The organism is Gracilibacillus ureilyticus, from assembly GCF_900111195.1.
Taxonomy (GTDB): domain Bacteria; phylum Bacillota; class Bacilli; order Bacillales; family Amphibacillaceae; genus Gracilibacillus; species Gracilibacillus ureilyticus.
Genome location: NZ_FOGL01000014.1, coordinates 21,876 through 44,688 on the forward strand (window position 1 = coordinate 21,876; position 22,813 = coordinate 44,688).

Here is a 22,813-nt window from a genome sequence, read left to right on the forward strand (position 1 = left end):
TACCTCTTTATATCTTCTTTATCTACTATTATTTTATCATACAGGGAGACTGATAGAATATAGATAATTCTTTTTATTTTCATATAAGACGAACTAATATTTACCAAAATAAAAACCTTGCCTAAGAGTGGCAAAGTTTTCTAAAAAACTACAGATTCTGTGAAGCTTCATGTAATACATTTAACTGCCGTTCCAGATCTTCCAATAGTTTTTTTCCATCTTTTTCATCTACTAGATTCAGACGTACAGCAAAATCTATTTCTCTTGATAATCCGTACATTTGTGTATCCAACACTTCTTCGTACAGAGGACATTGCGGCATTGTTAAATTATCTATTTGAACTTTAATCAATTGCAAAATTTTATCTGCATCTGCTTTTAGAAGGGCATATGCTTGCTCTTCTTTACTTACAGCCACATCAGGTATCAAAGAAATCCCCTCCGTCAATAAAAAACTTCTATTATTGATTTTATCGTGAAAATAGCAAAATTGCAAGATAATACAAGGAAACCATCTAATTTATTCTATTATTCATATCTGCGGTTAATGCATTTTTTATAAGAGTCTGCTATTCTTATACTTGAGGTGATGGAAAATGATTATACAAATTAAAGGAAATGTTAAATTCCCTATAACGCTTGATCCTAGTGTATGGATCTTTGATGACAGGAAAATAATATTAGAAGAAGCTTTCAACAAAAAACAAATGGAAGAAAATACAGAAGAATTCTCCGGACAGGACAGTAATCGAATAAAACCTCAGGTACATAACAGCATAAAAAAATTTAATAAAAATGAATTATTGAACAATTCTTATGTAATGCCCATTTATGATTTTGTGAAAAATGCAGAAGTAAATGAAAATGCCTCCATGGTTACATTAAAATCGGATAATAATTCGATCGATATATCTGTTGAACAACTGCTAAACGGGCTGCTTCAGTTTTCCATTGACGGCAAACAAATTGTGAATGAAGGGCCAGCATATTTTTATTTTAAAGATGGATCGAATAAAGATAATCCAATTAAGAACGTAAAGGAAATATATATTCATTAATATAAAGCCCTCTCCTTCTTATGCTTATGTATAATTTTCGCCTGGATACGGAAAATATGTATAAACATAAAAGGAGGAGATAAACAAGTGAAATATTTTTTCATTTTTTTATCGTTAATTATTTTTATAACTGCTGGTTGCCAACAAAATAACAACCAGTCTGAACAAGCATCTCCTGACAATAATGGACTTGTGCAGGTAGGAAATTCTAACCCTGAACAACTAGAGCCGCTTGATAATCAGGATAAAGCTCAATACCTTGCAAATCTTGCGAGTAAAGTGCCGAATGTAGACAATGCTACGGCATTGATTACTAACAGAGGGGCTATAGTAAGCATTGACGTAAAGGATGATTTAGACCGTTCCCACGTTGGTTCCATTAAGTACTCCGTATTAGAAGCATTACAGCATGATCCCCAGGGAGAAAACGCCATTATTGTTGCTGATCCGGATATATATGAGAGAATGAGAGGAATCGGTACGAAAATTCAGGAAGGACACCCTGTTGAAGCATTCACGGAAGAGCTTGCAAACATTACAGGTCGGTTGATGCCTGAAATCCCAGTAAATGAGAAACAAACAAAAAATATTGACGAAAATAAAAAGATACTGGATGAACAAAAAGAACAGGAATTGGATCAAATTACTGACGAACAATCAAACCAGCAAAAGGATCGTTAAAAACGATCCTTTTTTATTATTACTGTCTTATTTTGTTGTAGTAATTAACACCAAACTGAGACCCTTCTGCTACCATATTTGAATTTTGGATTCCTTGTTTACCAGGATCTCCTGCTTCGTCAACAGGTAAATGACTGCTATTGTTATTTGAGACAGATTGTTTAATTTCTTTAAACTTACTTTTCACATTATCTCTTCGTGTTTTATCCATCAATACATATGATAATCCACCAACGACTGCTGCTCCACCGATAATATTGGCCATCTTCGTTTTACGCATGACATAATCATCCTTTCATTATGATACTTATTGTTCTTATACCCTGATTAAAGAAGCTAAAACAACGAATTTATGGTATAATGAATGTGCGTTTGATTTTGAACAAATTCTTGAGGTGACTTATGCGAGTAAAATGTGTAATATGTGACGGAATAAACCGTATTGATAATGACAGCCCGCAAGCTAAGAAGTTGAGAAACCGCCTGATACACACTTATATGTGCCCTGAATGTAATGACAGGATTACTGTTAAAACAAAAGAAAGACACAAAACAGGAAAATTTCGTTTATATAGAAAAGATATGGTGGAAGATGAATTCTTATCATAATAAAAACAACCGGCTGCATTTGTAAGCCGGTTGTTTTTATTATCTTTTCTTTCTTTCCTGATGAAGCCGTAAACGGTAAATGCCCATAACTAAAGCAATGATTAACAAGCTTTCTGCAAGTGGGAGAGAAACCCAGAATAAAATGGTAAGAAAAAACATACCAATTAATAATAGTATATATATAACCATAGATTTGAGTGGGGTTAGTTTTTTTGCAAAACCGAATTTATAAGCAAGTATAGCTAATACAGCCACAGTTACATATAAAAAGAAAATTCCTCTTAGTAATAATCCCATTTCTTCATCATTTGCTAAATTCACTTCATTCCCTAATCCTTGCATAAAGAAACTTGTAATTGGGGATAAGTCATCTGGCAATTCTATGACAGTATTATTCATGATAAACCTCCATTAATTATATCCACAGAATCTATCATACTAAATTAGATTATGTTATGCTAGTAAAAGATAGAATTATATGAGGTGAAAAAATGAATAATATCCAGTGGTTCAAACTTTTTCTTGCTGTATTAGTCATCTTCTCTTTTTCTGCAGCAGGTGTAGGTATAGCACTGAAAAGTATGTGGGTAATCGTTCTCTCCATAATTTTAGGATTTGTTATAATGGGTTATGGTATTTCATTAAAAAGAAAAGAAGCAAAATAAGAGAAGCTCAGTCAAGAGCCTCTCTTATTTAAATTCAATATATTCTTTAATGATACTTTGGTAAATTTGCTTATTGCATGTAACAATAGTATTATTTGTTAATACATTTACAGGTTCGCCTGTTGCTTGTGTCGTCATACCACCGACTTCATCTACTAATATGTAGCCTGCAGCAAAATCCCATGGTGCAAGTTTCATTGTTATATATGCATCCATAATCCCTTCCGCTACATATGCAAATTCCAGTGCTGCCGACCCATATGATCTTGTACCTCGTGTATCTTTTATTAACTGCTGTACCCTTTTCTCATTAACCCGTTTGTTCTCACAGGCCAGTATACTGTTCATTCCAATGATACTTGTTTCAAGTTTGACTTCCTCACTTAACATTGGTAATTTATCCTGATTTCGATAAGCCCCTTCACCTTTTAATGCGGTATATAATACATCATCCATCACATTATATATTAAAGCAATTTCGCCTATCCCGTCAGAATATATCCCTATGGATATGGCAAAGTTTCTCTTTTGATGAACAAAGTTCATTGTTCCATCAATCGGATCAATTATCCATATGGTTCCATCCACACTCTCCACTCTATCCCCATAACCTTCTTCACCTATTAACTTATGATCAGGGTACGTACTTCTTATTTTTTCTGCAAAGAATTGCTCTGTCGCTTTATCTACTTCTGTTACTAAATCATTAGGATTAGATTTTGTGTCGATTTGGAATTGTTGCTGCATGTGATCCCGGATTCTCTCACCAGCTTCATATACCCAATGTTTAGCATTATCAAAGATATTCTGTCGAATGGCTTTTTGCATCGCCTTTCCTCCATTCCTGAATTAGGATACTTCCTATTTTAGCAAAATTACTCATATATTAAAAATAATCACTTCTATTGCAATCAGATTATAATTAATATAATATTATAATGATAATAAACAAAAAAGGATGAGTAGAATGACATTCAACGGATTTAATAAAGAAGATTTTGAAACATTTTATATTGAGGGTTTAGATGAGAGAATGAGTGCAATACAAGAAAGAATCCAACCAAAATTTCGTGCGATAAACGAGTTAATCATAGAGGATCTTGAGAAAACGGTGGGACATCCGATGCACCTTCATATCGCCAAGCATGCAAGGAGAACGGTTAATCCGCCAAAAGATACATGGTCAGCATATTGCCATGATAAGAGAGGTTATAAAAAGCATCCCCATTTTCAAATAGGATTATGGCACGATAATTTATTTATCTGGTTAGCATATATATATGAATTACCTCATAAAACGGAAATAGCAGAAAAGTTCTTGCGTGACATTGATACTATAAAGTCCCTCATTCCGCAGAATTACGAAATTTCACTTGACCATATGAAAAACGAAGCGGAGCCTATTACTCAAGTTAATTTAGCGAAGTCTTTAGAGAGATTTAAAAAAGTCAAAAAGGGTGAGTTTTTAATAGGAAGAAAGTTCAATTCGTCAGATCCAGTTGTTCATGATGGAAAAGCATTAATAAAAGAAATAAAAGACACCTTTCAGACTGTTTCTCCTTTATACCTTTCTTCAATGAAGTAGAGCGCCTAACCTGCGCTCTATTTCATTTTTATCAGATCATTTCCTCGTTTTTCTTTTGCATACTTTATTACACGAAAAGGAATATATCCCGATTGCTTTTCAAACTCACGATCAAGTTGTTTTTCTTCACTCTTTGAGGGAACAATTTGTTTGAAGCGATTATATGCAAGCAATAGATCCTGTTGGATAATTCCTTTCTCGTATGCTTTTTCAATAAAAGAATAATAATTAATAACATCAACAATCTCTTCTGTTGACCAGCTATCATTTAAAGGATAACTGTAATTCATTAACAACACCCCATTTATAATTGGTACCTGTTTTTATTGTATCATGGTTTTCATGACATATGTATAATTTTCATGATAAGGCTAAAGACATACATATAATGACAAGATACTTTTCCCAGTGTAATTTTGCATCAATTTATAACTAGCTATTATTTTATGTATTTGCTATAATACGTCTTGTTTTATATTTTTTTATAGAAGGAGTACTGCACATAGATGTTTACACAAAATGACACGCCACTTTTCAATGGGTTATTAACACATATAGAAAAAAGCCCTACTATGTTTCATATCCCCGGCCATAAACAAGGGAAAGGAATGAACCCCAGATTTCGAGAATTTATAGGTGAAAATGCACTAGCAATAGATCTAATTAACATTGAACCATTGGATGACCTTCACCATCCCCAGAAGATGATAAAACACGCACAGCAACTAGCTGCAGAAGCATTTGGTGCAGAGCATACGTATTTCTCGGTACAAGGAACAAGTGGTGCAATTATGACAATGATTATGAGTGTATGCCAGCCAGGGGACAAAATAATCGTTCCCCGCAATATCCATAAATCAGTAACATCTGCTATTATTTTTTCTGGTGCTATTCCCATATTTATTCACCCGGAAATTGATCACAAGCTCGGTATTTCGCATGGTATTACTCCAAATGCTGTAGAGAAAGCTTTATCAGCTAATCCTGATGCAAAAGCGGTATTTGTTATTAATCCAACTTATTTTGGTATAGCGGCAGATCTAAAAAAGATTGTTTCTATTTCACATAGTTACAGTATTCCTGTATTAGTTGATGAAGCCCACGGAGTCCATATTCACTTTCATGATGAGTTACCTCTGTCTGCAATGCAGGCAGGTGCAGATATGGCAGCAACAAGTGTTCATAAACTTGGCGGGTCTTTGACTCAAAGTTCTATTTTAAATATACGCGGTGGTCTCGTAAATCATGAACGTGTACAGGCTGTAATGTCAATGTTAACAACAACTTCTACTTCATATATTTTGCTTGCATCTTTAGACATGGCAAGAAATTATCTTGCAATGCATGGCCACGATTTATTATCAGAGACAATTGGATTATCAAATTCGTTAAGAAATGAAATTAATTTGATCCCTTATCTGTATTGCCCTGGAGAGGAATTGTTAGGTACAGAAGCAACATATAATTATGATCCAACCAAAATAATTATTTCGGTAAAAGGATTGGGAATTACAGGTCATGATGTGGAAGTGTGGTTGAGGGAAAATTACCAGATAGAAGTAGAATTATCAGATATGTACAACATCCTGTGTATAATTACACCTGCTGACAGTGAGAAAGAAATAAATTATTTGATTCAGGCATTAAAACATTTAGCGGATAACTTTGAAACAACTCTTCCTGCACACCAATTGGAAGTGCATGTTCCTGAGATCCCTCTTCTTGCAGTAAGCCCGAGGGATGCATTTTATGCAGAATATGAAACCATATTACTCGAACAGTCTGCCGGACGCATAAGTGCGGAATCTATTATGATTTATCCGCCGGGTATCCCTATTTTTATCCCGGGGGAAATCATCTCAGATGATAACATTCAGTATATATATAATAATTTAGATTCAAATTTACCAGTACAGGGGCTCCATGATACAACATTAAAAACGATTCGGGTACTAAAAGAACATAGAGCATTTAAATAGAAGCTGTGTCAGTCCACAGCTTCTTTCTTACTCTGGTAATTTAATTGCTTCAGGGTCTGCGAATTCATACCCTTTTTCTCTTAAGCCATTCACTATATCTGCAAGTGCCTCAGCTGTCCACTGTCTGTCGTGCATTAACAGGATCGCACCAGGCTTTAATAAGGAGTATGGTACATCAACTTCCGGTCCTTCTCCTGTTATCATTGCCGTTTTTAGTTTCTCGGTATCCATGTATGGTTCAAAGTAATCGTACCCATATGTCCAATTCATTAACAGCATACCCTCTTCTTCCACTAGTGCTGTAGCGTATTCGGTGTTAGCCCCATTTGGTGCCCGAAAAAATTCCGGCTTCTCGCCAGTAATCTCTTCAATAAGATTAGAAAGTGACAAAATTTCTTCCTTTTGCGTTGCTTCATCCACTTCTGTGAGACGCTGATGATTGTATGTATGGTTACCAATTTCAAATCCCATTTCATGTATCTGCTTTAATTCTTCTTTTTTTGCTCCTGATTCAAGAAAGTGACCATTTACAAAAAATATAGCTGGGACATCAAGTTCTTTTAATGTGTTAGCCATTTCAAGAGAATAGTGCTCTGGAGCATCATCAATAGTTAATAATATTACATTTTCGTCCGTTTCCTCTTTTATGGGCACAATACTCCAGGAATCAGTTAATTCATATAATGGTTCAGAAACAGTTTGATTCACCTCAGCTTCAATTTCCTTAGTCTTTGTTTGTTCATCCTCTGATTTCATATCTGCTGATTCCTCTACGTCCAACACATTTTCGCTTTCTTCCATTCCGTTTCTATCGGTGGTCTTCTCTTCATCTGCGGGTTGCTCCTGAACGCCTGAATTACAGGCAGCTAAAGCGAAAAATAAAGGAATAAACAATAATACCTTTAACTTTTTCATTACTTGCTGACTCCTCCCTTTAAATTGAACTTTAACAAAAAGAGCCTGCTTTATATGCAGACTCTTTTATTACAATTATTTTACGATATGGATTGGTGTTCCGATGGCAACCTCAGCTGCTTCCATAGTAATCTCACCTAAAGTAGGGTGAGCATGAATAGTTAGAGCTAAATCTTCTGCAGTCATGCCTGCTTCGATAGCCAAACCAATTTCGGAAACCATGTCACTAGCATTAGGACCTGCGATTTGTCCACCAATAATTAATCCATCTTCTTTACGTGTTATTAACTTCATGAAGCCATCACTTGCATTCAACGATAATGCACGGCCATTTGCAGCAAATGGGAACTTGGATGCTACCACTTCGTATCCTGCATCTTTTGCTTCTTGCTCAGTATATCCTACTGATGCCAATTCCGGATCAGAGAATACTACAGCAGGAATAGCATTATAATCAATTTCTGCATTTTCCCCTGCAATAGCTTCTGCGGCAATTTTACCTTCATAAGATGCTTTATGTGCAAGTGGGGGACCTGCAACAATATCACCGATAGCATAAATATTCTCAATATTTGTACGACACTGCTTATCGATTTTGATCAGACCGCGATCGTCCATTTCAATACCAACTTGTTCCAAGCCAATATCAGAAGTATTTGCTTTACGGCCTACTGTAACTAATACATAATCAGCCTCAACAGTTTCTTCTTTTCCTTTTGCTTCATATGTTACTTTAACGCCGTCTTCAGACTCTTCTACACCTTTAGCCATTGCTTCCGTAACAATTGTTGCACCTTTTTTCTTTAATTTCTTTTTAACAAGTGCACTCATTTGTTTTTCAAAACCACCAAGAATATCTTTCATACCTTCAAGGATAGTTACTTCTGTTCCAAAGTTTGCATATGCGGTACCTAATTCAGTTCCAACATATCCACCGCCAATTACGACTAACTTTTTAGGAACTTCTTGTAAATTAAGAGCACCTGTTGAATCAAGTACACGCTTAGAGTACTTAAATGATGGTAATTCAATTGGTGATGAACCTGTTGCAATGATACAGTTTTTGAACGTATAAGTCTGTGAACTCTTATCATCCATTACTTTCACTGTATTTTTATCAACAAAATAAACTTCGCCACTCACGATATCTACTTTATTACCTTTAAGTAGTCCTTCTACACCGCCAGTTAACTTTTTAACTACTGATGATTTCCATTCCTGAACTTTAGAGAAATCAACAGTAACATTCTCAGCTTTTATACCCATAGAATCCTCTCCATGAGCATACTCAACTCGGTGTCCTGCCTGAATTAATGCTTTAGAAGGTATACAGCCGACATTTAAACACACACCGCCAACAGTACCTTTTTCTACAACTGTTACTTTCTGGCCAGTCTGAGCCGCACGAATTGCAGCTACATATCCCCCTGGACCAGCACCAACAACAAGAGTATCTAATTCAATTGGAAAATCTCCTACTACCATCTTTTACCCCTCCATCATAATTAGTTGTGGGTCAGCTAAACATCGTTTAATTTGATTTAAAGCCATTTGTGCTGTTGCACCATCAATGATTCTGTGATCAAAGCTTAGAGATAATGCTAGAACAGGTGCAATAACAATCTCACCATCTTTAACAACAGGCTTTTCAGCGATACGCCCGATACCTAAAATAGCAGCTTCAGGTTGATTAATTAACGGTGTGAACCATTGCCCACCTGCTGAACCGATGTTTGAAATAGTACAAGAAGCACCTTTCATTTCATTTGGAGCAAGCTTGCCGTCACGAGCTTTTCCTGCTAATTCATTAATTTCTTTAGAAATACCGAAAACTGATTTGCGATCAGCATTTTTAACAACAGGTACTAAAAGACCTTTTTCTGTATCTGCCGCAATTCCGATATTGTAGTAATGTTTTTGGACAATCTCATCTGTATCATTATCCAATGATGTATTTAAAGCCGGATATTTGCTTAAAGCAGAAACAAGTGCTTTTACTACATAAGGCAGATAAGTTAACTTGATTTCCTGTTCTGCAGCAATTGGTTTAAATTTCTTCCGGTGTGCCACTAACTCCGTTACATCAACCTCGTCATGAAGTGTTACGTGAGGTGCTGTCTGCTTAGTATTTACCATTGCTTTTGCAATAGCTCTTCGAATTCCGCTCATTTTCTCACGAGTTTCAGGGAACTCACCTTCAGGAACTGTTGTGCTCGCAGCAGCCTGAGTCTGCTCTGAAGAAGCAGCTTCTGTCTTTTCACTAGCAGCTGGCGCTGATTGATCACCATTTAAGAAAGCATCAATATCTTCTTTAAGTACACGATTATTCTTACCGGAACCTTGCACTTCTGTTATATTCACATTATTATCTCTGGCATATTTACGAACAGATGGCATAGCAATTACACGACTGTTAGGATCTTTAGCCGAAGTATCATCTGTTTCTTTAGCTCCTTTTGATTCCTCTTGCTCCTTAGGTTCTTCTTTTGGTGCATCTGGCTCTTCAGCTTTAGGCTGTTCTGCAGATTCAGCATCTTCATACCCTTCTGCATCAATTGTGATAATTGTCTGGCCAACTGTCGCCACTGAACCTTCTTCAAAGTGTACTTCTTTTACCGTCCCGTCAACTGGAGAAGGGATTTCTACGACTGCCTTATCATTTTGCACTTCACATAGCACGTCATCTTCTTTAATTTCTTCACCAGCTTTTACAAACCATTTTACTATTTCGCCTTCATGGATACCTTCACCAATATCCGGCAGTTTAAATTCAAAAGCCATTTGATGACCTCCCGTCTCTGTTATTATTAGAAATTAATGACTTTATTTACTTTTTCGATAATATCCTGATAATTTGGCAACCAAACTTCTTCTGCCTGAGTAAATGCATATACTGTGTCAGGAGCAGCTACAGTTAGTATTGGAGCTTCCAGATGAAGGATCGCTCGTTCTTGTACATTTGAAATAATGTAAGCTGCCATACCTGCCTGGCGTTGTGCTTCCTGAACCATCACCATACGGTTCGTTTTCTCTACTGATTTGACAATTGTATCAAAATCAACAGGCATAACTGTACGTAAATCAATAACTTCCGCGTCTATTCCGTCTTTTTCCAGTTCTTCCGCGGCTTTTAATGCGGAATGAACCATAGCGCCGTAAGCAACAAGTGTTACATCATTACCTTCACGGACAACATTAGCTTTCCCTAATTCAATTGTATAATCATCTTCCGGAACTTCTTCACGGAAAGAACGGTACAATTTCATATGTTCAAGGAAAACTACCGGATCATTATCACGAATAGACTGAATTAATAGACCTTTCGCATCGTATGGACCTGAAGGAATTACTACTTTCAAACCTGGCTGTTGTGCAACAAGCCCTTCTAATGAATCCGCATGAAGTTCTGGTGTGTGAACCCCGCCACCGAATGGTGAACGAATAGTAACTGGCGCATTCATTGTGTTACCAGAACGGTAGCGTAATCGAGCCATTTGCCCATTAATTGCGTCCATTGCTTCATAAACAAAGCCAAAGAATTGAATTTCTGGTACTGGACGGAACCCTTGTGTTGCCAAACCAACGGAAATACCTGCAATTCCTGATTCAGCTAATGGTGTATCAAATACCCGGTCTTCACCGAATTCTTTTTGTAATCCTTCTGTTGCACGGAAAACCCCGCCGTTTTGACCAACATCTTCCCCGAATACTAAGACATTTTCATCATTTTTTAACTCAACACGTAATGCATCAGTGATTGCTTGAATCATTGTCATTTGAGCCATGATTTACTTCGACTCCTTTGCTTGATATTCTTCCAATTGTTCCTGCAAGTGAGCTGGAAGTGTTTCATACATATTATTAATAAGTTCAGTTACTTTTTGTTTTGGTTGTTCGTCAGTTTTCTTAATTGCTGCTTTAATTTCTTCTTTTGCTTTTTCAATTACTTCGTTTTCTTCCTCTTCAGACCATAAGCCCTTTTCCTCAAGGAATTTACGGAAACGGACAATTGGATCTTTTTTCTCCCATTCACTGTCCATATCTTCCGTACGGTAGCGTGTCGGGTCATCACCAGCCATTGTATGTGGACCATAACGGTAAGTAAGTGTTTCGATTAGTGTCGGTCCTTCTCCATTTACCGCTCGCTCTCTCGCCTGCTTTGTTGCTGCATAAACGGCAAGAATGTCCATCCCGTCAACTTGAATGCCTTCAATTCCGGCAGCTACTGCTTTTTGAGCTAATGTTTTAGCGGCAGTTTGTTTCTCGACCGGAACAGAAATTGCAAATCTGTTGTTTTGCACAACAAAAATTGCTGGTGCACCATAAGCACCTGCGAAGTTAATTCCTTCATAGAAATCACCCTGTGATGTTCCGCCATCACCAGTGTAAGTAATAGCAACAGCTTTCTTACCACGCTTCTTCATCCCTAGTGCCACACCTGCAGCTTGAGTATATTGTGCTCCAATGATGATTTGTGGACTGAGTGCATTTACACCTTCAGGAAATTGATTTCCATGGAAATGCCCACGAGAAAATAGAAATGCCTGGTATAATGGAAGGCCATGCCAAATAAGCTGTGGAACATCTCGATAACCCGGTAATATAAAATCTTCTTTTTCAAGAGCAAATTGTGTACCTAATTGTGATGCTTCCTGACCTGCTGTAGGGGCATAGAATCCTAAACGACCCTGGCGGTTTAAAGCGATTGAGCGCTGATCAAGAATTCGTGTATAAACCATGCGATACATTAATTCTTTTAATTCTTCATCTGAAAGTTCAGGCATTGCTTCTTCATTTACAATTTTTCCTTCTTCATTCAGAATTTGAAACGTTTCAAACTGTTCTTCAATGTTTTCTACTGTACGTTTCAAAAAAATTCACCTCTTCCTTTCCAAATCCAAAATTAATTTATCAAAATTAGCTTTCCCAAAAGATTAAAAAATCTGTACCAAAGTCATTATTATTGCTATACCCATTTAATTAAAAAAATAATCAAATCGTCTTAACTATAATCTGTTACATATGTTTCGCTAAATAATATTGGTACAATTTTTACTCATGTATAGTTTAGCTCATTGAGTGGCTTTGGTCAAACACTTTGCAATAATTAGTATATATTTTTGCAAAGATAGGAAACATGGTGTATTACACGAAACCAATTTGTTGTATCTGTCATCTGTTTCATTTTCTTTTCTCCTCTGTACTAATTGTAATCTTCTCATTACAGCACCAGATTTGTATGTATATATGTTTCCTTATTAAGCAGTGATATTTCGGCAAATTCTCAACCCGCCCCCCCATCTCATCCAGGATACACAACATTAATTTTATGTAAATTATTTGTAAAAAACAGTAGTGAATGGAAATTAATATGTTACTTTAAGGAATGTTAACCAGGTTAAAAGTCACACAAATGGAATTGGGAGGGATTAGATGAAAAGGTGGACAAATTTCCTATCAATATTTTTAATAATTTTAATTACAGGATGCTCAGCACCCACTTCGGCCTTTGAAAAAACAACGAAGATCGGGATTTTGTTGCCGGATGGGCTTGGGGACCGATCGTTGAATGATTCTGCCTTTTACGGATTGGAAAAAGCAAGAGATGAGCTTGGTATCTTATTTGATTACATTGAACCAGGTGATGAAGAAGATTATAAAACAGGATTAGTAGAGTTAATTGAACAAGACAATGATTTAATAATAAGCCTGGGAACTAAGGTGAAAAACGATCTGAAGGAAGTGGCTCAACAATTTCCGCAACAGCAATTCGTAATAATTGATAGTCAGATTGACTTACCTAATGTATGGAGCATCCAATTTAAAGAAGATGAAGGAAGCTTCCTTATCGGTGCACTTGCCGGAATAAAAACAAATACAGACACTGTTGCTTTTATAGGTGGTGAGGATACACCGGTAACCCGGAAGTACTTGAGTGGATTTAAACAGGGAGTTGCTGCCACTAACCGGCAAGCAGTTGTACTAGATCAGTTCACTGGCAGCTTTGACGATTACGATCTCGGAGCAAAAACTGCTTTTGAAGTAATAAGAGAAGGTGCAGATTATTTGTATACTACAGCAGGAATGACAGGTGAAGGAGTCATAAATAAAGCAGAGGAAACAGGAGTATATTCATTCGGTGCAGACTCTGATCAGTTTTTCACAGGTGAAAAAACTGTCGTAAGTTCCATGATTAAAAATGTAGATAAAGCAATTTATATTATAGCAGAAGAATGGCAGCTCAATGGTCATTTACCAAGCAGTGATTTAGTACTCGGATTAAAGGAAGATGGGGTGGGGATTGCCCCTGTACGGAACATAGCTATGACAGAGTCTGAAAAAGAACGTCTGAAAGAACTAACTAATAAAGTAAAATCAAGTGCTAACATGGCAGACGAGTAAAAAGAAAGCGGGTAATCCTATGAATATTAAGCAGAAACTAAGATTGATTACATTATTTCCACTATTTATTGCCTGTACTATTATGGCGATTATTATCATTCAAATGACACAAATCCATTCATCAAATAACGACAGGGTCGACCAACTTGTAGAAGTTGAAAAACTAAATAATACTATTCTGTCTGTTGAGCAAGGATTAAACAGTTTTACTTTAAGCAGATCAGATAATGACGCAGAATCTGTCCATACTAAATTACAGCAAAGTCTAGTTTCTCTCACATCTTTTAAAAATACTGAGAATGCTGTGAATCAAACTAACAAGATCGAAAACAAACTTAAAAATTTTCAACAAAATGTAACAGACAGTCTGGACAGGAAAGATATTGATGAAGCTCAAAGACTAGCCATCAGAACTCACGGAATATTAAACGATATTCACTTGTTAAAACTCATTATCGATCAAAATTACCAGGACTCAGTCTCTCAACAAACAAATATGATTAATTTCATCATCATTTTCACTATTGTTTCAGGAATTGCTTTACTGTTATGTACAGGCGGCTTCTCTTTTGTAATGACAAATCGGCTGGCAGCTGCCATAAGACGGCTGGTAAAGCAGGCCGACGAAATTGCAAGTGGTAATCTGAGACAAACATTACATATCTCAAGGCGCAGGGATGAGATAGGACAATTACAGAACACCTTTGTTAAAATGAATCAGGACTTAAAAGGATTAATCACCAATGTATATGAAACTTCTCACAATGTCTCCTCATCCAGCGAAAAGTTAAGTACACATGCAGACCAAAGCTCCGGTATCAATGAAACTATATCAAAAAATATCACTGAAGTATCTGAAGGTTCAGTTAAGCAGTATCGTCTTGTTAATGACTCCAACAAAAATGTCCATCAAATTGCAAAAGACATTGACACGATATCGGATCAAATTCAGTTAGTGACAGAATCCTCAAATGAAGCATCAAGGCGCTCACAGCAAGGTATTGTTACAATCTTGAGAATGAATGATCAAATGACAACAATACATCAACATTCGAAAGATACCGATATGGTCATTAAAACTTTGGATCAACATTCACAAGAGATAAATAAGATCGTTGAATTAATTTCTGATATTGCTGAGCAAACAAATTTGTTAGCATTAAATGCTGCCATTGAAGCAGCAAGAGCAGGCGAACATGGAAAAGGTTTTGCAGTTGTCGCAAAGGAAGTAAGAAATCTTGCAGAGAAGTCTGGTAATTCGGCAAGACAGATAAGTGAATTAATTAATTCTATACAGCAAACAACAGGTATGGTCATTTCGTCAATGAAAAATGGCAATAATGCGGTAAAACAGGGGATGGTACTGGCAGATGAGGCAAATGATTCATTTAACAAGATAACAGAAGTAATTGAGAAGATTAAACAGCGAATGAATGAAGCAACTGCATCAATTGACATGATTAATAATAATAAAACGATTTTATTGACTTCAATGAAAAGGGTAAAAATGATATCAGAATCAGCTTCGACTCATTCAAGTAAGGTAGCAGATGCTACCATAGAACAAACTTCATCTGTTCAGCAAGTGTCCTCTGCTGCAAAAGATCTGGCAGAAGCTGCAAAGGAATTACAGGACAATATCAGCAGGTTCACTCTCTCATAAAATGTGCGTCTTATGCAGGTATCTCAGGGTAACTGAGTTAAAACAGCCTCCAGTCAATGGAGGCTATTCTTCAAATTCTACGTTAAGTCCCGCTTCTTCATAGAACTGCTCTTTTAACTCATTGTACGAATCTGTAAATTGATTAAATGAAGCATTTAATTCCCTAACATTTTCTAATTTCTCATTTACTACATTAATTTGACCGATCAACTCATCTTCTGTCAAATCTTCCTTCGCAAAAAGCTCATATAATATATGGTCCTCATCTAGTAAGTTAAGGTAGGCTTCATAAAGTTGATAGTATTTGCTGAATCTGTTTTCCATTGCTTTAATCATTTCTTCAGCAGTTGGTTTGACCTCCTCGTTTAAATCTTCCACATAGTCCTTTACCTTTGTGAACTCCTCTTCCGCATTCTCAATACTTTCTTTTTCAGTTTCAAGCAAAGATCTTCGTTCCTCAATATTATCAAAGGCTTCTTTTTGTAGTTCAGTGATTTTATCCTCCTCGTCAGCAGACAATTCAATTAGTTCATTATAAATCTCGTTATCTTTTTCCTCTAATTGCGTAAATGGGTCCTGTTGATCAGCAAAAGTCTCTTCAAGTTCCCATGCTTTTTCTAAATGTGCATACATCTGTTTGGCAGTTGATTCTCCACTACAGCCTGAAATTAATAATACAAGTGTAATACCAATCAATAATTTCTTCATCTTTTTGACTCCTTTTGTGTTAATAAAATCAATGGGTTTAAGTATAACATATTTAAGAAATTATACTTTGCTTGCAATACATAATTTTATGCTATTATGATTAGTACATAGAAAGTATATTTCTCTATATCATTAATATAACTTTTTATATGAAATAAAAATAGGAATTTGTTCAAAAGAGGTGTTATAAATGATAACAATGAAAGATATCGTTAGAGAAGGAGACCCTGTTCTCCGCCAGGTAGCAAAGGAAGTGGAATTGCCTCCATCCAATGAAGAAAAGGAAACACTTAAGGAGATGCTTACCTTTTTAAAAAATAGCCAGGATGAAGAAATTGCACAAAAATATGGACTTAGAGCAGGTGTTGGTCTTGCAGCACCCCAAATCGGTATTTCAAAACGGATGATTGCCGTGCACTTTCAGGATTTTGATGAAAAACAATATACTTATGGCTTATTTAACCCAAAAATAGTGAGCCATTCCGTTGCAAAAACATACTTAAGTGGTGGCGAAGGGTGTTTATCTGTTGACAGAGAAGTCCCTGGCTATATACCAAGATATAATAAGATAACAGTTAAAGCATATGACCTTGAAAATAACGAAATAAAATTAAAATTAAAAGGATATGCGGCAATTGTTTTCCAGCATGAAATTGACCATTTAAATGGTGTTATGTTTTATGATCACCTTAATAAGGAAGACCCCTTCCTTGTTCCGGAAAATTCCACTGCGTGTGATGCCTGAAAATAAGAGCGCAAAGCCATCAATACGGCTTCGCGCTTGTTTTTTCTTCATTATCAATCGATAAGACCTAATTTTTTCAAACCATTACTTAACCCATTATCTGCTACATCTTCTGTTACGAAATATGCTTTTTCTTTTAAATCCTCCACACAATTACCCATGGCTATTCCATAACGCACTGTTTCAATCATTTCCAGATCATTTAAACCATCCCCAAATGCATACGTATCTTTCCAGTCTATATCCAGTGCTTTAATAAACTGTTCAATTCCATGTGCTTTCGAACCGATTTTTGGCAGGACATCACAGGAATACTTATGCCACCTGACAAATCTTAGCTGGTCAAAATTCGTTTCATAAGCTGATTGTTCATGCTCTTCATTAAAAAGTAAAGCTTGAAAGATAGGAACTTTTTTATAGAATTCTTTATCCATTTCAGGATGATTCCTTTTTAAGCTGTTCATACCTGATTCAATAAACTTATGCTCAGCAACTGTTGCTTTCATACCTTCAACTGATTGGAAAATTAATGGATGATTGGAATTATTACTAAATTCAAGCAACTGCTCCATCTGCTCAACATTATATGAATTCTGATGGATAACTTCTCCCTGATAAACTGCGTATTGTCCGTTAAACCCTATGAAGGAATCAATATCAAGTTCTGTTAAAATATCCTGAAACATGAAAGGTGCCCTGCCTGTTGCAATGGCCACAATGACACCATTTTCTTTCAATTTTGCTACAGCTTCTTTCGCAGATTCAGGTATTTTCTTACCATGATCTAATATAGTTCCATCAATATCTAAAAACACGACTTTTTTGTCCACAAACATTCTGCCTCTCTTTCTATCACATAAAGTTTTTTGTCCCCATACAATATTATATCATTGCAATCAAGCGAATAACTATCTTCAGATGGTGAAAAATAAGGATTAGTAATAATCGTTCAAGAGAAAAAACTTCCTTTTCTTAAAGGTTTACGAAAAATTCTTTTTAGAGATTTTACCTTTTTTGTTTCAAAAAAAGTGAAATCATACTATACTATAAAGTAATAGGGATTGGATCGGTTCATTGAGTACTTGCTTTTCTTTTCTAATGATTAGGAAGGAGTTGGAAGTAGTTATGTTAAAACGTTTGAAGGAAAAACTAAAAAAACGGTGGCGAGATGTTGTTAGAAGACGTGTACCAACTACAATACAACGTTCTAAATAATACAGTAATTTACTATAAACCAAAGGGATCAATGGAAATAATTCAGTAATGTAACTAGAAGGAGAGATAAAATGGTATACAAAGTACTATATCAAGAAGATTCATTAGAAATACCGGTACGTGAACATACAAAAAGTTTATATATCGAAGCTAGCTCCGAAAGGGAAGTTAGACAGTTATTAAAAGAAAAAAATATTAATATCGAATTAATCCAATTATTAGATGAAGCACACCTAGCATATGAACAACAATCAGAATTTTTCCGTGTGGTGAATGACTGATTATGAAATTTGTAAAAAATGATCAAACCGCAGTTTTTGCATTAGGTGGGCTAGGTGAAATTGGGAAGAACACATATGCTGTTCAGTTCCAGGACGAAATCATTCTTATTGATGCTGGGATTAAATTCCCCGAAGATGAATTATTAGGAATTGATTATGTCATACCTGATTATACTTACCTGGTGCAAAATCAGGATAAAATTAAAGGGCTTTTTATCACTCATGGTCATGAAGACCATATTGGCGGTATACCTTACCTTTTAAGAGAAATAAATGTTCCTATATATGCTGGGAAATTAGCAATTGGCTTAATCAAAAATAAATTGGATGAACATGGATTATTAAGAAAAGCAAAGCTGCACACATATCAAGAAGATGATATTTTCAAATTTAGAAAGACCGCTGTATCTTTCTTTAGAACAACACACAGCATCCCTGATTCCTATGGTATTGTAGTAAAAACACCTCCAGGTAATATTGTGCATACTGGTGATTTCAAATTCGATTTTACTCCAGTCGGAGAACCCGCTAATCTGACAAAGATGGCAGAGATTGGGAAGGAAGGCGTTTTATGTCTTCTGTCCGATAGTACGAATAGCGAAGTCCCTGATTTCACTCTATCTGAGCGTGTAGTTGGTGAAAGTATTAATGACATTTTCTCTAGAGTAGACGGAAGGTTAATTTTCGCTACATTCGCATCCAATATCCATCGTTTACAACAAGTCGTAGAAGCTGCTGTCAAACACAACCGTAAAATTGCAGTTTTCGGCAGAAGTATGGAAGGCGCCATTAAAATTGGACAAGAACTAGGTTATATTCGTGCACCTAAAAATACTTTTATCGAAGCAAGTCAGATCAATCAGCTTCCAGCAAACGAAGTAACGATATTATGTACAGGATCCCAAGGTGAACCAATGGCAGCATTGTCACGGATTGCCAATGGTACTCACCGCCAGATTCAAATAATACCTGGTGACACTGTCGTGTTTTCTTCCTCGCCAATCCCTGGGAACACGCTAAGTGTCAGCAAAATTATTAATCAATTATATCGTGCAGGTGCAGATGTCATTCATGGTCCATTAAACGATATTCATACATCCGGTCATGGCGGGCAGCAAGAGCAAAAGTTAATGTTACGTCTGATTCAACCTAAGTTCTTCTTACCGATACACGGTGAGTACAGAATGCTAAAAGAGCATACTAAATTAGCTGAAAGTTGTGGCATTCCACCAAAAAACAGTTTTATAATGGATAACGGTGAAGTCCTTGCACTTGGTAAAGACCAGGCCGGCATTGCTGGAAAAATCCCTTCAGGATCTGTTTATGTGGATGGCAGTGGTATTGGTGATATAGGTAATATCGTTCTAAGAGACCGTCGTATTTTATCAGAAGAAGGATTAGTAATTGTTGTGGTAAGTATAAATATGAAAGAATTCAAAATTGCTTCAGGGCCAGATATTATTTCCAGAGGATTCGTGTATATGCGTGAATCAGAAGATTTAATCAATGATGCTCAGAAAATCGTGGCAAAACACCTCGATAAAGTAATGGAACGACGAACAACACAATGGTCGGAAATAAAAAATGAAATTACAGACACTATTGCTCCATATCTTTACGAGAAAACGAAACGCCGTCCAATGATCTTGCCTATCATTATGGAAGTATAAGAAAAACCCTGACATTTGTCAGGGTTTTTTAATCTTCTAAAACTAGGTTCTTTTCAAACCGTGATATATCTTTGTCTGCTCCGATAACAATTAAAATATCATCCCTTACTAATTGCTGATTCGCCATTGGAGAAACATTGATCCCTTTCTCATTCGCTTCTTTAATTGCAACGACGTTACAACCATACTGTGCACGAATATCTAATTCGAGTAGTGTCTTTCCATGCATCTTCTTCCCTGCTTTCACTTCCACTATACTGTGATCATCCGAAAGTTCCAGATGATCCAGTATGTTTGTCGAGATTATACTGTGCGCAATTCTCCGCCCCATATCCCTTTCAGGGTGAACTACATGGTCTGCACCAATTTTATTTAATACTTTTTCATGGTAATCATTTTGCGCTTTGACAGTTATCTTATTTATTCCCAGTTCTTTTAACATAAGTGTTGTTAAAATACTTGCTTGAATATTATCTCCAATTGCTACAATCACATGATCTATGTTCCTGATTCCTAATTCCTTCAGAACACTCTCATCTGTTGTATCAGCAATTACTGCATGTGTTGCAATGCTTTTGAATTCATTCACTTTATCCTCATGGATATCAATTGCTAATACATCCATTCCCTCAGCACTTAATTCACGGCAGATACTTCCTCCAAATCGACCTAAACCTATTACTGCAAATTCACGTTTCATCAATCTTCCTCCAAAACAGTTCAATATAAATGATTACCTGCTTATTTTACCATATCATGAAACTTGTTTGCAGTCACACCTTCTAAATCAATCTGATTACAAAGCATCTAACATATCAAATTGGGACTTTACTAAATCGTAGTACTCGCCTTTTCTGTTCATTAATTCATCATGACTGCCTTGCTCAAGTATACGGCCATGTTCTAACACAATAATTTTATCTGCCTCTCTGATCGTTGATAATCGGTGTGCAATCATGATAGCTGTTCTTCCTTCAAGTAACTTTTTCAGTGCCTGCTGAATCTTAACCTCTGTCTCCGTATCAATACTTGCGGTTGCTTCATCGAGGATAAGTATTCTGGGATCTGCCAGCAAAGCTCGAGCAAATGATAAAAGTTGTCTCTCCCCTGCTGATAATATGTTTCCACGCTCTTCTACTTCAGTTTCATAGCCTTTAGAAAGACGGTTAATAAAGTCTTCTGCACCAACCACTCGTGCCGCTGCCTTCACTTCCTCATCCGTCGCCTCAGGACGACCAAATCGGATATTTTCCATGATAGTACCGGAAAAAATAAAAGTATCCTGCAGAACAACGGATATGTTGTTTCTAAGACTTGTTAACTTCATATCTTTTAGATCATGCCCATCAATTTTCACCGCACCCTTCGTCGGGTCATAGAAACGGCTGATTAAGTTTGCGATTGTTGATTTTCCTGAGCCTGTATGACCAACTAACGCTACAGTCTGGCCAGGTTTCATTTCCAGTGAAATCTCATGTAGTGCGATTCGGTCTTCGTTGTATGAGAATTGAACTTTATCAAATTCAATATGCCCTTTCATATCGTTAAATTCTTTTGCATCAGCTTTTTCTTTTACATTTGGCTGTTCATCTAAAAATTCAAATATTCTTTCAGAAGAAGCCATTGCAACTAACAACTGATTGTATATTTGACCTAACCGTGAGATTGGTTCCCAGAACATACCAAGATAAAATGCAAAAGATACAAATGTACCTACACCGATATCACCTGTAATAATCAAATGTGCGCCAAAGGAGATCAAAATTACAGTTCCTACTGCATTGCTCATTTCCACAAATGGTCCAAAGTAGGCACTCTTCTTCATCGCAACACGTTCCATCTCATAATTATCTGTATTTACACCATTAAAAAACTCTGTGTTTTCTTTTTCCTGAGAGAATGACTGGGTAATACGGATTCCCTGCATACTCTCATTTAAATGTGAGTTTAATCTTGATTTCTGGATACGTACATCTTGCCATGACCTGCGGATGTTCCGGCGTAATTTAGTCGAAATAAAAAACATGATTGGTAATATTACTAATACCGCTAGAGCTAAAGGCGGACTCAAAGCAAACAGGATAACAATTATACCTATTAACATAACGACATCCATTAATAAATTAATAATCCCGTTTGTAAATAACTCCTGTAAAGAGTTAACATCATTTAAAATTCTTACCAGAATGGAACCTGCTGATCTTTTGTCAAAGAAGTTGTGAGACAATCTTTGTACATGGGAGAAAAGTCTGCTTCTTAAGTCATAAATAACTCTTTGTCCCAGTATATTGACCCATTTAATTCGAAACATGTTCGCTACATAACTTAATAAATATAAGATTGAAATCCCGATGATCAAATATGTTAGCAAACTTACGTTATTTTCAGTTATCGCCCGGTCTATTGCCACATTCCCTATTAATATCGGGACTACCAACCGGACTATCGTAGATATAAGCATAGCAAATATAGCAGCTGGAAGAAGCTTTTTGGCATACGGCTTTAAGTATTCCAGCAACCGTAACATTTGCTTCCAGTTAAAAGGTTTTTCAACCGCCTGGTCTAATGGATAATAAAACCTTTTCAAGTGCGGGCTGTCTTTCTTCATTTCTCTGGCAGATAATGATTTAGCCATTT

At 36.3% G+C, this 22,813-nt stretch carries 25 protein-coding genes; 11 read left to right on the top strand and 14 right to left on the bottom strand.

Features of this window, described 5'->3' with window-relative positions:
• Positions 1-148 precede the first annotated feature (148 nt).
• The gene (locus BMW36_RS13355) at positions 149-430 is read right to left on the bottom strand and encodes an Fpa/YlaN family protein (protein ID WP_425431952.1); all 282 of its coding nucleotides are present in this window, start codon (positions 428-430) and stop codon (positions 149-151) included.
• Positions 431-596: 166 nt separating this feature from the next.
• Here BMW36_RS13355 and BMW36_RS13360 point away from each other — a divergent pair, with 166 nt between their 5' ends.
• A complete protein-coding gene (locus BMW36_RS13360) occupies positions 597-1,058 on the top strand; it encodes a hypothetical protein (RefSeq protein WP_089741934.1) in 462 nt (153 codons plus the stop codon).
• Positions 1,059-1,145: 87 nt separating this feature from the next.
• The gene (locus BMW36_RS13365; protein ID WP_089741937.1) at positions 1,146-1,739 is read left to right on the top strand and encodes a YhcN/YlaJ family sporulation lipoprotein; all 594 of its coding nucleotides are present in this window, start codon (positions 1,146-1,148) and stop codon (positions 1,737-1,739) included.
• A gap of 19 nt (positions 1,740-1,758) precedes the next feature.
• Here BMW36_RS13365 and BMW36_RS13370 read toward each other — a convergent pair whose 3' ends face one another.
• Entirely contained in the window at positions 1,759-2,019 is a 261-nt protein-coding gene (locus BMW36_RS13370) for a hypothetical protein (protein ID WP_089741939.1), read from the bottom strand.
• 122 nt (positions 2,020-2,141) lie between these two features.
• On the opposite strand from BMW36_RS13370, the gene BMW36_RS13375 reads away from it, so the two are divergent.
• Positions 2,142-2,348 carry a YlaI family protein gene (locus BMW36_RS13375; protein ID WP_089741941.1) on the top strand — a complete coding sequence of 69 codons (207 nt, stop codon included), beginning with the start codon at positions 2,142-2,144 and terminating at the stop codon, positions 2,346-2,348.
• Positions 2,349-2,387: 39 nt separating this feature from the next.
• Here BMW36_RS13375 and BMW36_RS13380 read toward each other — a convergent pair whose 3' ends face one another.
• Positions 2,388-2,747 carry a YlaH-like family protein gene (locus BMW36_RS13380; RefSeq protein WP_089741943.1) on the bottom strand — a complete coding sequence of 120 codons (360 nt, stop codon included), beginning with the start codon at positions 2,745-2,747 and terminating at the stop codon, positions 2,388-2,390.
• A gap of 92 nt (positions 2,748-2,839) precedes the next feature.
• On the opposite strand from BMW36_RS13380, the gene BMW36_RS20405 reads away from it, so the two are divergent.
• Positions 2,840-3,013: a DUF5325 family protein gene (locus BMW36_RS20405; protein ID WP_175480468.1), complete on the top strand. Its 174-nt coding sequence runs from the start codon at positions 2,840-2,842 to the stop codon at positions 3,011-3,013.
• 24 nt (positions 3,014-3,037) lie between these two features.
• Here BMW36_RS20405 and BMW36_RS13385 read toward each other — a convergent pair whose 3' ends face one another.
• Complete coding sequence (locus tag BMW36_RS13385; protein WP_089741945.1) at positions 3,038-3,841, bottom strand: inositol monophosphatase family protein; 804 nt, start codon at positions 3,839-3,841, stop codon at positions 3,038-3,040.
• Between the two features lie 139 nt (positions 3,842-3,980).
• On the opposite strand from BMW36_RS13385, the gene BMW36_RS13390 reads away from it, so the two are divergent.
• Entirely contained in the window at positions 3,981-4,598 is a 618-nt protein-coding gene (locus BMW36_RS13390; RefSeq protein ID WP_089741946.1) for a DUF1054 domain-containing protein, read from the top strand.
• A 17-nt stretch (positions 4,599-4,615) separates the two neighbouring features.
• Here BMW36_RS13390 and BMW36_RS13395 read toward each other — a convergent pair whose 3' ends face one another.
• Positions 4,616-4,888, bottom strand: coding sequence for a UPF0223 family protein (locus BMW36_RS13395; protein ID WP_089741948.1), 273 nt, complete (start codon positions 4,886-4,888; stop codon positions 4,616-4,618).
• Between the two features lie 216 nt (positions 4,889-5,104).
• On the opposite strand from BMW36_RS13395, the gene BMW36_RS13400 reads away from it, so the two are divergent.
• Complete coding sequence (locus tag BMW36_RS13400; protein ID WP_089741950.1) at positions 5,105-6,577, top strand: aminotransferase class I/II-fold pyridoxal phosphate-dependent enzyme; 1,473 nt, start codon at positions 5,105-5,107, stop codon at positions 6,575-6,577.
• Between the two features lie 27 nt (positions 6,578-6,604).
• On the opposite strand, the gene BMW36_RS13405 is transcribed toward BMW36_RS13400, so the two are convergent.
• The 5 genes from BMW36_RS13405 to pdhA form a co-directional block, all read right to left on the bottom strand.
• Positions 6,605-7,492: a polysaccharide deacetylase family protein gene (locus BMW36_RS13405; RefSeq protein ID WP_089741952.1), complete on the bottom strand. Its 888-nt coding sequence runs from the start codon at positions 7,490-7,492 to the stop codon at positions 6,605-6,607.
• Between the two features lie 75 nt (positions 7,493-7,567).
• Positions 7,568-8,977: a dihydrolipoyl dehydrogenase gene (gene lpdA / locus BMW36_RS13410; protein WP_089741954.1), complete on the bottom strand. Its 1,410-nt coding sequence runs from the start codon at positions 8,975-8,977 to the stop codon at positions 7,568-7,570.
• A gap of 3 nt (positions 8,978-8,980) precedes the next feature.
• Positions 8,981-10,273 (bottom strand): dihydrolipoamide acetyltransferase family protein, encoded by a 1,293-nt coding sequence (locus BMW36_RS13415; protein WP_089741956.1) that lies wholly within the window; start codon positions 10,271-10,273, stop codon positions 8,981-8,983.
• Positions 10,274-10,299: 26 nt separating this feature from the next.
• Positions 10,300-11,277, bottom strand: coding sequence for an alpha-ketoacid dehydrogenase subunit beta (locus BMW36_RS13420; protein ID WP_089741958.1), 978 nt, complete (start codon positions 11,275-11,277; stop codon positions 10,300-10,302).
• A 3-nt stretch (positions 11,278-11,280) separates the two neighbouring features.
• A complete protein-coding gene (gene pdhA, locus BMW36_RS13425) occupies positions 11,281-12,363 on the bottom strand; it encodes a pyruvate dehydrogenase (acetyl-transferring) E1 component subunit alpha (protein WP_089741960.1) in 1,083 nt (360 codons plus the stop codon).
• 562 nt (positions 12,364-12,925) lie between these two features.
• Between pdhA and BMW36_RS13430 the strand changes: the two genes are divergently transcribed.
• Entirely contained in the window at positions 12,926-13,894 is a 969-nt protein-coding gene (locus tag BMW36_RS13430; protein WP_089741963.1) for a BMP family lipoprotein, read from the top strand.
• Between the two features lie 19 nt (positions 13,895-13,913).
• Complete coding sequence (locus tag BMW36_RS13435; RefSeq protein ID WP_089741964.1) at positions 13,914-15,557, top strand: methyl-accepting chemotaxis protein; 1,644 nt, start codon at positions 13,914-13,916, stop codon at positions 15,555-15,557.
• 63 nt (positions 15,558-15,620) lie between these two features.
• Here BMW36_RS13435 and BMW36_RS13440 read toward each other — a convergent pair whose 3' ends face one another.
• A complete protein-coding gene (locus tag BMW36_RS13440) occupies positions 15,621-16,265 on the bottom strand; it encodes a YkyA family protein (RefSeq protein ID WP_089741966.1) in 645 nt (214 codons plus the stop codon).
• Positions 16,266-16,455: 190 nt separating this feature from the next.
• On the opposite strand from BMW36_RS13440, the gene def reads away from it, so the two are divergent.
• Entirely contained in the window at positions 16,456-17,010 is a 555-nt protein-coding gene (gene def / locus BMW36_RS13445; RefSeq protein ID WP_089741968.1) for a peptide deformylase, read from the top strand.
• A gap of 53 nt (positions 17,011-17,063) precedes the next feature.
• Here the strand turns inward: def and BMW36_RS13450 are convergent, their stop codons facing one another.
• Entirely contained in the window at positions 17,064-17,840 is a 777-nt protein-coding gene (locus BMW36_RS13450) for a Cof-type HAD-IIB family hydrolase (protein WP_175480469.1), read from the bottom strand.
• A 456-nt stretch (positions 17,841-18,296) separates the two neighbouring features.
• On the opposite strand from BMW36_RS13450, the gene BMW36_RS13455 reads away from it, so the two are divergent.
• On the top strand, positions 18,297-18,506 hold the full coding sequence (locus BMW36_RS13455) for a DNA-dependent RNA polymerase subunit epsilon (protein WP_089741973.1): 210 nt from the start codon (positions 18,297-18,299) through the stop codon (positions 18,504-18,506).
• A gap of 2 nt (positions 18,507-18,508) precedes the next feature.
• Complete coding sequence (gene rnjA, locus BMW36_RS13460; RefSeq protein WP_089741975.1) at positions 18,509-20,176, top strand: ribonuclease J1; 1,668 nt, start codon at positions 18,509-18,511, stop codon at positions 20,174-20,176.
• Positions 20,177-20,204: 28 nt separating this feature from the next.
• Here the strand turns inward: rnjA and BMW36_RS13465 are convergent, their stop codons facing one another.
• Together BMW36_RS13465 and BMW36_RS13470 are read right to left on the bottom strand one after the other, a co-directional pair.
• Complete coding sequence (locus BMW36_RS13465) at positions 20,205-20,876, bottom strand: potassium channel family protein (protein ID WP_089741977.1); 672 nt, start codon at positions 20,874-20,876, stop codon at positions 20,205-20,207.
• Between the two features lie 96 nt (positions 20,877-20,972).
• Positions 20,973-22,811, bottom strand: coding sequence for an ABC transporter ATP-binding protein (locus BMW36_RS13470; protein ID WP_089741979.1), 1,839 nt, complete (start codon positions 22,809-22,811; stop codon positions 20,973-20,975).
• Between the last annotated feature and the right edge of the window lie 2 nt (positions 22,812-22,813).